Annotated in this window: 13 protein-coding genes; 11 read left to right on the top strand and 2 right to left on the bottom strand. The window is 35.3% G+C overall.

The features are described 5' to 3' along the window. A complete protein-coding gene (locus DKL56_RS06830; RefSeq protein WP_109715859.1) occupies positions 1 to 663 on the top strand; it encodes a putative bacteriocin export ABC transporter in 663 nt (220 codons plus the stop codon). A 120-nt stretch (positions 664 to 783) separates the two neighbouring features. Here DKL56_RS06830 and DKL56_RS06825 read toward each other — a convergent pair whose 3' ends face one another. Then, the gene (locus DKL56_RS06825) at positions 784 to 1,098 is read right to left on the bottom strand and encodes a DUF2187 domain-containing protein (RefSeq protein WP_109715858.1); all 315 of its coding nucleotides are present in this window, start codon (positions 1,096 to 1,098) and stop codon (positions 784 to 786) included. A 94-nt stretch (positions 1,099 to 1,192) separates the two neighbouring features. Here DKL56_RS06825 and DKL56_RS06820 point away from each other — a divergent pair, with 94 nt between their 5' ends. From DKL56_RS06820 to DKL56_RS06805, 4 genes are all read left to right on the top strand, one after another. Then, positions 1,193 to 1,741 (top strand): guanylate kinase, encoded by a 549-nt coding sequence (locus DKL56_RS06820; protein ID WP_109715857.1) that lies wholly within the window; start codon positions 1,193 to 1,195, stop codon positions 1,739 to 1,741. A 139-nt stretch (positions 1,742 to 1,880) separates the two neighbouring features. Then, positions 1,881 to 2,372, top strand: a complete 492-nt coding sequence (locus DKL56_RS06815) for a C40 family peptidase (RefSeq protein ID WP_109715856.1) — start codon at positions 1,881 to 1,883, stop codon at positions 2,370 to 2,372. A gap of 204 nt (positions 2,373 to 2,576) precedes the next feature. After that, complete coding sequence (locus DKL56_RS06810; RefSeq protein ID WP_109715855.1) at positions 2,577 to 3,314, top strand: C40 family peptidase; 738 nt, start codon at positions 2,577 to 2,579, stop codon at positions 3,312 to 3,314. 156 nt (positions 3,315 to 3,470) lie between these two features. Then, a complete protein-coding gene (locus DKL56_RS06805; RefSeq protein WP_109715854.1) occupies positions 3,471 to 4,385 on the top strand; it encodes a C40 family peptidase in 915 nt (304 codons plus the stop codon). A 48-nt stretch (positions 4,386 to 4,433) separates the two neighbouring features. Here DKL56_RS06805 and hflX read toward each other — a convergent pair whose 3' ends face one another. Next, complete coding sequence (gene hflX / locus DKL56_RS06800; protein WP_109715853.1) at positions 4,434 to 5,699, bottom strand: GTPase HflX; 1,266 nt, start codon at positions 5,697 to 5,699, stop codon at positions 4,434 to 4,436. 274 nt (positions 5,700 to 5,973) lie between these two features. Between hflX and DKL56_RS06795 the strand changes: the two genes are divergently transcribed. The 6 genes from DKL56_RS06795 to DKL56_RS06770 all read left to right on the top strand — a co-directional run bounded on the left by DKL56_RS06795 (position 5,974) and on the right by DKL56_RS06770 (position 12,908). After that, positions 5,974 to 6,714, top strand: coding sequence for an L-ribulose-5-phosphate 4-epimerase (locus tag DKL56_RS06795; RefSeq protein WP_109715852.1), 741 nt, complete (start codon positions 5,974 to 5,976; stop codon positions 6,712 to 6,714). Between the two features lie 100 nt (positions 6,715 to 6,814). After that, positions 6,815 to 7,270, top strand: coding sequence for a PTS sugar transporter subunit IIA (locus DKL56_RS06790; protein WP_109715851.1), 456 nt, complete (start codon positions 6,815 to 6,817; stop codon positions 7,268 to 7,270). Positions 7,271 to 7,290: 20 nt separating this feature from the next. After that, a complete protein-coding gene (locus DKL56_RS06785; RefSeq protein WP_074425850.1) occupies positions 7,291 to 8,691 on the top strand; it encodes a PTS galactitol transporter subunit IIC in 1,401 nt (466 codons plus the stop codon). Positions 8,692 to 8,709: 18 nt separating this feature from the next. Continuing rightward, positions 8,710 to 9,000, top strand: coding sequence for a PTS sugar transporter subunit IIB (locus tag DKL56_RS06780; protein WP_074425849.1), 291 nt, complete (start codon positions 8,710 to 8,712; stop codon positions 8,998 to 9,000). A gap of 37 nt (positions 9,001 to 9,037) precedes the next feature. After that, complete coding sequence (locus DKL56_RS06775; protein ID WP_109715850.1) at positions 9,038 to 11,137, top strand: BglG family transcription antiterminator; 2,100 nt, start codon at positions 9,038 to 9,040, stop codon at positions 11,135 to 11,137. A gap of 325 nt (positions 11,138 to 11,462) precedes the next feature. Next, positions 11,463 to 12,908 carry an MFS transporter gene (locus DKL56_RS06770; protein WP_109715849.1) on the top strand — a complete coding sequence of 482 codons (1,446 nt, stop codon included), beginning with the start codon at positions 11,463 to 11,465 and terminating at the stop codon, positions 12,906 to 12,908. Positions 12,909 to 12,915 lie beyond the last annotated feature (7 nt).

The following is a 12,915-nucleotide window of genomic DNA, read 5'->3' as shown; positions in this document are numbered from 1 at the left end:
TTGATTAAAATAAGGAATCTTACAAAAAAATTTAAAGAAAAAACCATTTTTGAAGATGTTAGCTGTACTTTAGAAACGGGGAAAAGCTATGCTATTGTGGGCAAAAGTGGGGCTGGGAAAACTACTTTTCTAAATATTTTGAGTGGCTTAGAAAAAGCTACCTCAGGTAAAGTGGAATTTAATGACTTGAATATTAACTCAAAAAATAGAAAAAAACTATATCGTGATTACTTTGGCTTCGTTTTTCAAAATTTTGCTTTAATTGATACTGAGACAGTTAAACAAAATTTGCGCCTGGGACTAACTAATTCAAAGCTGTCTAAAACGGAAAAAGATAATAAAATGCGGGCAGCTTTGGCCCAAGTTGGACTTGGAAAAATGCAATTACAGCAAAAAATATACACTTTAAGTGGTGGTGAACAGCAAAGAGTAGCACTGGCGCGAATAATATTAAAAGAGCCTAAGGTGATTTTTGCAGATGAGCCAACTGGTTCGCTAGATGCTGAAAATAGTCAACTAGTACTAAGAACTTTGTTAACTAGCTTTGATTCAGATGCAACAGTCGTGATAGCAACACATGATCCAACGGTTTGGCAACAGTGTGACTATGTAATTGAAGTTGAGAATCAAAAAATAAAAATAACTAAACGTAAAACTAATTGAATATATCCCTAAAGATAAAATGCCAAAAATAACTAACTGAAAAAATGTCCAAACAAAAAGGTCTCATTATGATTATGAGACCTTTTTAATATCAGTTTTTAAAAACTGCTTCTTGTTAGACTACTTTTCAGCTTTTTGTTCATCCTCCGTTTCATCTGCTACTTTGGCAATTTTTTCCACCTTAATATCACTTGTAGCCTTAGCCTGAATTTCTTTGATTTTGCGTTTAGGTGCCTCTTTAAGGTTTTTAAAATTAACTACGATTTTTTGGTTAAGGTCGCTAACTGCAGTATCATCAACCTCATCATAGTCGATAATTGTCAACAGGGCAGAATTCTCGTAAATTTTTTCCACCTTACCTATAAATGGTTTGGTAAGTTCTTCTTCGGATTTTGCGCTAAGAATGTCATCTATTTTTACATCTGATTTTTTCATGATGAGTTTTACTTCCTCTCTTACCCATGTTTATTTATAATAGAAAGATATTATTATAAAAAGCAATTGTTTTCAAGTAAAGGAAGCCTGGATATTGCGAAAATTAATTTTGATTGCCGGTCCGAGTGGAGCAGGTAAAACGACAATTTCGGATTATTTAACCAAGGAATTTGCTATTCCACGTGTTGTAACACATACTACAAGACCAATGCGTAAGGGAGAAAGTCCGGATAAATCTTATTATTTTGAAAGTGAAAGTAGCTTCAAAAAGCTTCACTTTTTTGAGCATGTTAAATATGGGTCATATCAGTATGGCTCAAGTAAGGAAGCACTTGATGCTGCTTGGAAAAACCATCAAGTAGTTTCACTGATAGTTGATATCAAAGGTGCTGCTTCCTATATTAATGCACTAAAAGAACAAGTTTATTTTTTATATGTTACGACAAGCACTAGAGAGGAATTACGCCAGCGTTTATTGGAACGTGGTGATACTCCAGAAAAAATCAATGAGCGTCTTAGTGGCAGTGAACTAAATGCCTTGCCAGAAGAATTAAAGGCAGATGCACACATTTTGATAAATGATGATTGGGCACAAACGCAGCAAAAACTGCGTGAAGTTGTTACAAATTGTCAAGTTTCATAATAAAAATTACATAAATACCGTCTTTCCTATAAAATTTCTAAATGTTTTGTAGCTCGTTTGACATGAACGTGTAACATTCTGTGAGTAGTATATAGACTGTTGAGAACGAAATAGATTTGATATAGGAAAGAGATTAATTTTGAAACACGGACATAGACAGAATTTAGTTAAATTAATTGCTTTAGTAGCTTTATTTTTCACAGGTATTGTCACTGTCGGTAAGGTATCTGCAGCAACAGCAACTGAAGTTGAAGCAAGTACTGTTACACAAAAACGTAATTCAGTTGCTAAACTTGCAAAAAAACAAGTTGGTAAGGGTTATGTATATGGTGCAACTGGTCCCTATGCCTTTGATTGTTCTGGATTAGTCCAATATGTCTATAGGAGCTCCGGTGCAGCTGTTTTACCAAGAACAACATATTCACAAGTTGCTTTGGGTAAAAAGGTTTCAATGAATAAATTAAAAAAGGGTGACTTGCTTTTTTGGGGCTCTGTAGCTTCACCATACCACGTTGGCATTTATGTTGGTGATAATCAATATGTTCACGCTGCAACACCTGATCAAGGAGTAATAAAGCAATCAATTAGCACCTACTTCTATCCTTCAGCTGCAAAGCGCGTCATTCAGTAAATAGTTTCCGTTCAAATAAATCTTTTTCAAAAAATTATTAACAACTCAAGCCTCGCAAACTAACCTTTGGGAGGTTTTTTACGTTTCAGTATTGTTTTTGTAATGGTTCTGTAACATAACTGACGTAGAATTAAACTTGTGATATTAAAATAATAATTAACTAATTTAAATAAAATACAGATAAAAACATGGGGGCAATTTGATTTGAAAGTTAAGAGCAATTTAGTAAAATTTACTACGGCTGTAGCTCTGACCATTACTGGGTTAGGAGCAGTAAATGCCGTTAATTCAAATTCCACCACTAACCGTGTACAAGCTGCAACAACTAAAGTAAAAATCAATTACGTTCCAGGTTACGGCATTAACATTTGGGACGATTATAATAATCCAAGCTTTACCGGCAAACGAATCCAACACGGTGAGACAGTAGATGTTCTAGGTACTGCGGTTGATGCTAAAGGTAAAACATGGTACCAAATTGGTGAAGGAAAGTGGATTCAAGCTCGATATACTGTTGACGCTAATAAAAAGGTTAAGCAGCAGGCTGAGCCAGATATTGCAAATAGTGTAATTTCAACTTCAAAGCAAGCAAACAAAGTTGTTAATGTTGCAAATTCAACGGTTGGCAAACCTTATACATGGGGTGGAAATGGTCCTAGTGGCTTTGACTGCTCAGGGTTAGCACAATATGTATATAGTAAAGCTGGTCTTGACATTAGTCGTACGACTTATTCTCAAGTTAAGCAAGGTAAAACTGTTTCAATGAAGAATTTAAAACCAGGAGATTTGTTATTCTGGGGTTCAGCCTCCTCACCTTATCATGTTGGCATTTATGTTGGTGACAATCAATATGTTCATGCAGCAACTCCTGCCCAAGGTGTTGTAAAAGATAATATTAGCTCCTACTTTTATCCATCTGTGGCCAAACGTGTTCTTAACTAATTTAGATTAAAGAAATAAAGCATTCCGATATTACATCTGAGTGCTTTTTATTTTGTATTTTAACCAGTGTAGCTTGATAAATTAATTTAACCAGTTAAAATAAAGGGTGAAGTACTAATTTATGACCACATTAGCTACCAAAGGAGATTAAATTTAATGAGACGTAATTTCTTGAAAATAGGTCTTGCAGCGGCGATGACACTGACAGGAGTCGCCACAGTTGCACCACAAAAAATAGTGAATGCAGCTACATTGAAAGCGCCAATCAAACGCGTCCAAATAGATTACTTACCGGGTAAGGACGTTAAAATATGGACAAATTATCAAAAAGGCCAGTTGATTAGCTTCCGTGCCAAAAACAATAGCAAATGGAATGTTGCTGAAACTGCTGTCGATAAAAAAGGCAACTTATGGTATAAAATTGGCGACAATGAATGGATTGAAGCCCGCTATACTAAAGATTTAGATGGTGAGGCTGTTGATTCTGACGATCAGCCAGCTAAAAATCAGCTAAAAGATTTGGCTAATAATAAAAAGGATAAAAAAGACAAAAAGACTAAGAAGCAAAAGCAGCCTAAACAGACAAATAAAGAGGTTACCCCACAACCAACCAATGTGACAAATAAACCTCAAAAGCCTAGTCAAGCTAAGAATAATCCTAGTTCATTACCTGCAGCAACTGCACCAGCAGCTACTGGCAGTACAGCACAACGTCAACAAGCAGTTGTTAAATTGGCTAAAAGCCAAGTCGGTAAAGGCTATGTCTGGGGCGGAAATGGTCCTGATGCTTATGATTGTTCTGGATTGGTGCAATCAATCTATAGTAAAGTAGGTGGAGTGCAATTGCCCCGCGTAACTACTGATCAAGTAAAAATGGGTACAACAGTTTCAATGGATCAATTGCAGCTAGGCGATCTGCTATACTGGGGCTCAGTCGATGCTCCATATCATATTGGAATTTACATTGGAAATAATCAGTATGTTCATGCTTCTACTCCCGATAAAGGTGTAGTCCTTGATACAATTAGCTCATACTTTTACCCTTGTATTGCTAAACGTGTCATTCAATAAAAATAAAATAATAAAAGGTCACGCATTTGCGTGACCTTTTTGTGTCTTCTAAACAATATATTGGTGAAACTGAGCCTGCTTTTCAGGAGCCAATCTGGCAGTTACATGAACTCCATCAGTCTTATATTCTTCTAGAATAATATGGGCGTATTCATGCAGGTTAGCCAGTGCCTTACCATCAGCCAGTGGAACAACCAAATTAACCTTCTGATAGCTTGCAAAAACACGCTTAGTAATTAGTTGGGCGAGCAGCTTAATCGATTCAGAATCAGTCGCAGAATATAAAATGCCGCTGCCCTCAATTTGCGGATAATTTCGGTCGGTTTTATCAGCCTTGTTATATGCGGTAATCATTGGCACATCCTTAACGTCAATTTCGCTCAAAACGTTCTGCGTTGTTCGAATCATTTGAATCATGTTTGGATCTGAAGAATCAACAATGTTAATCAATAAATCAGCATCCTTAACTTCCTGTAAAGTTGCCTTAAAGGATTCGATTAGATTGTGTGGCAATTTAGAAATGAAGCCAACTGTATCAGAAAGAATGAAGCTGAAGTTATTACTTAGCTCAATTCGCCGTACGCTAGTATCAAGTGTTGCAAATAACATGTCTTTAACAAAAACTTGCTTTTCATCATTTTCTTTAGAAAACTCTTCCAGTAAACCGTTCATCGTGGTTGATTTACCAGCGTTTGTATAACCGACTAAAGCAACTTTGGGAATATGAGTCTGGTTGCGGCGTTTTGCTTTGATTTCTTCTTGCCCCGAAATAGCGTTAAGCTCTTTTTTAATTATCGTAATTTGCTTACCGATTGTTCTTCGATTTAATTCCAATTTTGATTCACCGGCACCACGGTTGGCAAAGCCACCACCACGCTGCTGGTCTAAATTGTTTTCTGATGGGTGCAATCGCGGCAACTCATACTCTAACTGAGCCAACTGAACTTGAAGTTTAGCCTGCTTTGTACGAGCACGACTTGAAAAAATTTCTAGAATAAGTTCGGTGCGATCAATAACACGTAATTTTGTCATTTTTTCCAAATTGCGAATCTGCACTGGGGATAACTCATCATTTAAAACAAGCACTTCAGCTTTTAAGCCATGTGCCATATCTTTTATTTCATTGATTTTTCCAAGACCGAAATAAGTACCTGCAACCACATGCTCTAAGTTTTGTCTTGATTGTCCGACAACTTCCATATTGGCAGCTTGAGCCAGGTTAGCAAGCTCGGTCATATAGTAATCAAAATTCGAATCATCTAAATTAACGCCGGCGAGATAAGCTTTAACTTTACGAGGGGTATTATCAATCATTTGTTCCTCTTTCTACGTAAATCTTTAGTTTGTTTATTTAATATTCGCTGTTTTAATTTTAATAATCCACATGATTGCTATCTTCCTTCTTTAATTAGGTTAGTTTAATTGTAATACAAATGTTTGGGTTTACAAATAAGTAAAGTTTAGTTACACACATGTAGTTAACAGTGTGCACTAAAAACAACTCCTTTATTTGACTTCTTTGCTTTTTTACAGCGTGCTTCAATAATTGTTGGCAAGCTAGTATTAATGAATTAGAGGAAAAAAAGCAATGTTAGAGAAGCTTAAAAGAGAAGTTTATGAAGCAAATATGCAGTTACCCAAATTAAATTTGGTCACTTTTACTTGGGGAAATGTCTCAGGAATAGATCGAGATAGTGGATTATTCGTTATTAAGCCATCTGGTGTCAGCTATGAAGAACTAAAGCCAGATGATCTTGTGGTAGTTGATTTAAATGGACAAGTTGTTGAAGGAGAAATGAATCCGTCTAGTGATACGCCAACACATACAATTCTTTATCGCGAATTTCCTAAGTGTGGCGGAATAGTTCACACTCATTCTCCTTGGGCTGTTTCTTTTGCTGCAGCACAGATGGATATTCCAGCAATGAATACGACTCATGCCGATACTTTCTACACCGCAATTCCAACAGCTGAGGCTCTAAGTAAGGAAGAAATAGAATCAGATTATGAAGGTAACACGGGACGAGCTATCGTACGCACTTTTAAAGATCGTGGACTCGACTATGAGGCAACACCTGGTTCACTTGTTAGCCAGCATGGTCCATTTTGCTGGGGTAAAACGCCTAAAGAGGCGGTTTATAACGCTAAGGTTTTAGAAGTAATAGCTGAAGAAGACTACCATACTTTACAATTAACAAGGAAGAATTCTGAATTACCGCAATTTTTACTTGATAAACACTACTATCGAAAACATGGTCAAACAGCTTACTACGGCCAAAATAATGCTAAGTCTAAGGAATATAGCAAAGCGAACCACAAGATTAGCTAGTTCAGTACTTGCACTGGTATTTTGTGTTAGCGGTTACTTATATAGTATTAACATAAATGCTTAAATGAAAAAGTAAACAAAAAGTAAAGGGGGTGGCTAGATGAATTTATTAAGTCCTCAGTTGGTTTTTGCACAAGTTGATTTTAATAGTGCAGATGAAATTATTCATTTTTTAGCAGAACAGTTAAAAAAAGAAAACAAAGTCAAAAATACGTTTGAGCAAGCAGTCAAAAGCCGCGAAGCAGTCCATCCTACTGGATTGCCTAGTGGCGAAATTGCGGTTGCGATACCACATACTGACGTTCAGTATGTAAACGCACCTGCAATTACATTTGCGACCTTAAGTCATCCAATAAGTTTTCATAATATGGCTGTTACAGAGCAAATTTTGAATGTACAGATTGTTGTTATGCTTGCTTTAAAGGATCCACACAGTCAAGTGGAGATGCTTCAGAAGCTAATGGCTTTATTTCAAGATCAGGAATTATTAAGCAAGTTGATGCAAATATCAAGTGATGAAGATCTTTATAAAGCTGTTTCTAAGCATATACAATAAAAAAGTTTGGAGGGAAATTTATGAAACCGGTAATTGATTTCATTATGTATATTGTTGGCTTAGGTCCAACTGTTTTAATTCCAATCATCATGTTGATTTTTGGATTGTGTGTTAGGGTTCCATTTACTAAAGCATTACGTGGCGGATTAATGGTAGGTATTGGCTTTATCGGTCTGAATGCTACAGTTTCGATTTTGACTGACGTAATGAATCCTGCAATTAAGAATATGATTCAGGTTATGCACTTGAACTTACAGGTAATTGATGTTGGCTGGCCTTCAGCATCTGCTATTGCATATGGTACTGCCGTTGGAGTAAGTATGATTCCATTAGGAATTGCCATTAATATTTTGATGCTTATTACCAGAACAACTTCAACTATTGATGTTGATATCTGGGACTTCTGGCACTTTGCTTTTAGTGGTTCACTTGTTTATGCTCTAACTAAAGACATCATTCTTAGTCTGTTTTTAGCTAGTGTAAACATGATTGTTATCATGGTAATTGCTGATAGAACAGCCCCACTTTCAGAGAAATACTTGGGTCTACCAGGAATCTCAATCCCACACGGTTATGCAGGATCATTTGTTCCAATTGCAATCGTATTTAACTGGATTATTGATAAGATACCTGGAATTAACAAGATTCACATGGATGCAAAAGACTTTAACAAGAAATTTGGTTCTTGGGGTGAACCAACTCTACTAGGTTTTGCAATTGGTATTATTATCGGTATTTTAGCTTATGGCTTTATACCAGGGATGACAATTGCCACAAAGCTTGGGAAAATAATGCTTATGGGTGTTACTTTATCTGCGGTAATGATTATTACGCCAAAGATGGCTGCATTACTTTTGCAAGGAGTAGTACCAGTCTCAGATGCCATTCAAACTTTTATCCAAAAGAAATTCGCTGGAAAAAGAAAAATTTATATTGGAATGGATACCGCAGTAGGTATTGGTAGTCCAGTAGTTTTAGCTTGTGCTACATTAATGATTCCAGTTGCTTTGCTTTTTGCATTTATTTTGCCAGGTAATCAATTTTTGCCAACAATTGGTTTGGTTGGATTCGTCTTCATGTTCCCACTAATCGTTTCGGTTACTCATGGTGACTTTTTCAGATCATTCATTATTGGTGCGATAAATGTTGTTATCGGTTTATGGATTGGTACTAATTTAGCACCTTTAATTACTAAATGTGCTCGCGCAGCTCATTTTGCAATTCCAAAAGGCTCATCACTTATTTCAAGCATCGACTATGGCTCAAACCCATTCCCATGGTTAATTGTACAAATTGCACCATATAAGATTTTTGCTTATGCAATTGGTCTCATTTTAATTATTGGTTTATGTTGGTGGAACAGAACAAAAATAGTTGCTTCAGAAAAGCAAGATAATGCTGCAACAGACAGTAAAGAATAGAAATTAAGGAGAATAATCATGAAAAAAATTTTAGTCGCATGTGGTGCAGGTGTTGTTACCAGCACATCAGCTATGAACAAATTACAAGAAGAATTAGCTAAACGTGGAATTTCTGAAGATAAGTATACTCTGGGTCAATCATCAGTTGCCCAAGTAGAATCTTTGGCTCCAGAGTACGATTTAGTTATCACAACAACTCAGTATGATAATGATGCTATCAAGGTACCTGTTATTAATGGTTTGCCACTTTTAACAAATATTGGAATTGATAGCGTAATTGATGAAGTAATTGATAAATTAGATCTTTAGTTTGAAATTATGTACTAAATAAAAAGGGTGATTAAGCGTGGTAGCATTTAACTCTACAGAGGTAATCAAAGCCCAAAATTTGCTTAATTATTTGACAAAAGCATCTGGTTTTGTGAGCTTAAAGGAAATACTCGAAACTTTTAATATTTCTCGTCGAACTGCATTTAATTGGCTAAATTCAACGAATAAAATATTACGCGAAAACAATTTAGATGAGATTGTCAATATCCCTAACTATGGGTACAAAATTACTGATCGAACAAAAAGAGAATTGAATTCTAATCATGAGATTATAAAGTCAGTCAACCAATCAAGTATGAGCTCAACTGACCGGAGAACAACGATCATCTTGCTTTTGATGAGTGAAAGCAAGGACGTTTCAATTAATAAATTGTCTACTAGATTTAAATGCTCACGAAATACTATTATTAAAGATTTTAAAGCCATTAATGATCTTTTCCCTAATTTGAAAATAGTGAGTTCTAGGTTGGGGCATAAAATTGCAAGCGATGAAGCCTCAATCCGAATAACAATGTACGAGCTTTTACTACATCAAAATAAGGTTGCACATACATTTATTAAGAATTTAGATTATTCAATGACCGAAACTCAGCAAGCAGTAGTCAATATTCAGAGAAAGCTCCATATAAGCTTTTCAGGAAATTCCATTCAACAGTTAACGTATTTATTGGTTTTTACGCAGTGGCGGATAGCAAATAAAAAGTTAATTAATGACAGTTCAAATTTACAATGGATTGCTGATAATACTGATAATGTTTTAGCAACGTGTGAAGAGTTACTTAACTTTTTGACAAAGCAGAAAATAGAAGCTGCTGAGGTGGTTTTTATTAGTAAAATAGTTCTCTGTTCTCAAGCAACCGAAGTGGATTGTGTTAATAAAAATTTGTATAGGGACTTAGATAATATTGCTCAAGAAATAATTTTTCGCTATGAGCAGCTAACTGAACAACAAATTTCTTATAATTTGTTTACTAAAGTTCTACGTAATCATTTATATGCTACTTTTTTCCGTGTCAAATTCGATATTCCATATACGTCTAGTGAGGTAGACGAAATTAAAAAGCAGTATCCTGAGCTAATCAAATTTACAGCTATTGCTTGTGCTCCCCTCGAGCAATATTTGAATAAAAAATTACCAGACTCAGAAATTGCATTAATTTGTCTTTATTTTGGATCAGTAAATGCAAAAGGTTACCAAGACTTTTCGAATATTGATAAGCTGAAAAGAGCATCACTTGCTGAAGTTTTAGTAGTGTGCTCAAGTGGAATTGGAACTTCGGCCATGCTATACCAGAAGCTTAGCAAAATGTATCCATTAATTAAGTTTTCTTTACCGCTTGAAATAAAAGATCTGTGTGAAATATTTAAGCATAACTATCAAGCTAGATTAATTATTAGTACCGCAATTTTGCCCAGCTCAAAATATCCGATTCCTGTGGTCAACGTTAAAGCAGTGCTAACTAAAAGTGATCAGAATCTTGTTGAAAAGTACTTGCAAAAAGAGATGCCAAATAAAATTGGGCACAATACAAGTGCTGTCAACAATTTAGTGTCAATTATAAATGAATATGCAGATGTTAAAGACGAAAAAGGGCTAAGACTAAGTTTAGATCGTTTTATATCACCTGAAGCGAAGCAAGTCGATAAGCGCGACTTACCCTCTTTAATGAGTTTGTTACCAGAAAGACGCATTAAACTTATTCACAATGATGATAGTTTGAATTGGAAAGACGTTTTACAAATGGGATGCAAGCTGCTAGAAAAAGATCAGGTGATTGATGATCATTATTTTAAAAAAATCGTTAAACTAATCGATCAATACGGACCGTATATGCTGATTTCCGAAAATATTTTTTTAGCCCACGCGGCTCCAAGTGAAAGCAATAAAAATATAGGGCTATCTTTAATAGCTTTAGATCAAGAAATAGAAATTGCTTCACGTAATCAACATGTACTCGTGACTTGTATATTTGTGCTATCACCTGGCCTTAAAAGAGAACATGAAAAAGCTCTAGAACAGCTTATCGATATCGTTAGAAATAAAAATAATGTTTCATGTCTAGTTAATGCTAAATCGTCTAAAGAGATACGTAGATTTTTACTTTCTTTTTGTTAAGCTATCTATAAGCATAATTAAAAGTTAAAAAGCAACTATGCAGCTATGTATAGTTGCTTTTTAATTTGTTCAATAATTAAAAGCTTGGTGCTTCAAGTGTGAATCAATTTTTTGCAATATATAAGTTAGGCTACTTCGTCAGTAGCCTTAGTTTTTAACTCTGGTTATTTAACTAAGAGCATAGGCAAGTAAGAACTAGTAGCGCTATTTTAAACAAAAAAGTAAAATTTAACTTATTTTTCTACTTGGCACAAAAGAAAATAAGAGTATAATTTAACTCATTAAGGTACCTAACTAAATTTAAAAATTGAGAGGATCTGTAAAAATGACACAAGCTTTGAGTTATCAGACTGACGAAAAAGTGCAAAAAAATAGATGGTGGATCTTAGTGGCAGTCGGTTTGTTTACCTTCATGTCAACTCTAGATGGAACGATTGTTAATATCGCTTTACCAGTCATTAGTAAAAATTTGAACATTTCGATGAGTCAGTCCGAATGGGTTGTTTCATTATATTTAATTGTTGTTTGTAGTTTTATTCTATTCTTCGGTAAATTGAGTGATCTTCACGGGAAAATTAAAATCTTCCGTCTAGGTGCCATCTTCTTTATTGCTGGTTCACTTTTATCGGGATTTAGAGTCAACTTGGTATTTTTGTTAGTTTCACGTGCGATTCAGGCTTTTGGTGCTGCAATGACAATGGCAACCAATAATGGAATTATCACTGAAATTTTTCCATCAACTGAACGCGGGAAAGCTTTAGGAACAATTGGTTCATTTGTTGCCTTAGGCTCAATTGCTGGTCCTGGTTTGGGTGGCTTGATTTTGAGTCACCTGTCATGGTCATACATTTTCTGGTTGAATGTTCCTGTTGGCATTATTGCTGCAATTATTGGCGCAATTTTCCTGCCAAAAGATATTACTTTTACCAATGCAGCATTGGACAAGAAGGGCTCATTTGGCTTTGCATTAGGGATGATTACTTTATTCGGTGGTGTCTTCTTAGGCCAACAATTAGGTTTTACTTCTGTACCAGTTCTAGCAATGTTAATAATTGGACTAATTAGTTTCATTTGGTTTGTTTATACTGAAAATCACACAACTAATCCATTATTACAATTCAATCTGTTCAAGAATCCAGACTTTTCAGTTAGTTTGTTATGTGCATTGTTAATCTTCATTACAAACTTCTTCTTTAATGTAGTAACGCCTTTCTATTTAGAAAATGCGTTACACTTGGCACCAAGTCAAGCTGGTATTATCTTAATGATTTTACCTGTAGTTCAATTATTTGCTGCTCCAGTTGCGGGTACACTTTCAGATAAAATTGGACCAAAATTGATCACTTTTATTGGACTAGTATTACTATTAGTTAGTCAAATTGGTTACTCACTATGCAATCTGCACTCATCAATCTGGCTATTTATTATCAGTATTGCAATTATGGGACTGGGTAGTGGTATTTTCAGTTCACCAAATAACTCTTTAGTAATGAGCTCAGTAGAACAGAAGGATCTTGGTGTTGCCGGAAGTATTAACTCGCTTTCACGTAACCTCGGAATGGTAATTGGTATTTCAAGTGCAACGACAATCTTGTTTGCGGCAATGAGCCATGCAAAGGGAGCACGTGTGACCGAATACCTACCTAAGCAACCAGAAATTTTTATTTATGGTATGCATGTTGTATTTATTATTTCAATGATCATCTGTTTAATAACTGTTGTTCTAAGTGGCTGGCGTCTATTTAAAAAAGACGAAAAAACGGCTAAATAGTCTATTA

This window comes from Lactobacillus apis, from assembly GCF_003150935.1.
Lineage (GTDB): Bacteria > Bacillota > Bacilli > Lactobacillales > Lactobacillaceae > Lactobacillus > Lactobacillus apis.
Note: the sequence above shows the minus strand (reverse complement) of the source record. Positions and strands in the feature narration are given on the sequence as shown.

Bases quoted from the DNA above. Each gene is read 5' to 3' on its own strand.
- DKL56_RS06825 (WP_109715858.1), bottom strand. From the start codon at position 1,098: ATGAAAAAATCAGATGTAAAAATAGATGACATTCTTAGCGCAAAATCC.
- DKL56_RS06805 (WP_109715854.1), top strand. From the start codon at position 3,471: ATGAGACGTAATTTCTTGAAAATAGGTCTTGCAGCGGCGATGACACTG.
- DKL56_RS06770 (WP_109715849.1), top strand. From the start codon at position 11,463: ATGACACAAGCTTTGAGTTATCAGACTGACGAAAAAGTGCAAAAAAAT.
- DKL56_RS06785 (WP_074425850.1), top strand. From the start codon at position 7,291: ATGAAACCGGTAATTGATTTCATTATGTATATTGTTGGCTTAGGTCCA.
- DKL56_RS06780 (WP_074425849.1), top strand. From the start codon at position 8,710: ATGAAAAAAATTTTAGTCGCATGTGGTGCAGGTGTTGTTACCAGCACA.
- DKL56_RS06790 (WP_109715851.1), top strand. From the start codon at position 6,815: ATGAATTTATTAAGTCCTCAGTTGGTTTTTGCACAAGTTGATTTTAAT.
- hflX (WP_109715853.1), bottom strand. From the start codon at position 5,699: ATGATTGATAATACCCCTCGTAAAGTTAAAGCTTATCTCGCCGGCGTT.
- DKL56_RS06795 (WP_109715852.1), top strand. From the start codon at position 5,974: ATGTTAGAGAAGCTTAAAAGAGAAGTTTATGAAGCAAATATGCAGTTA.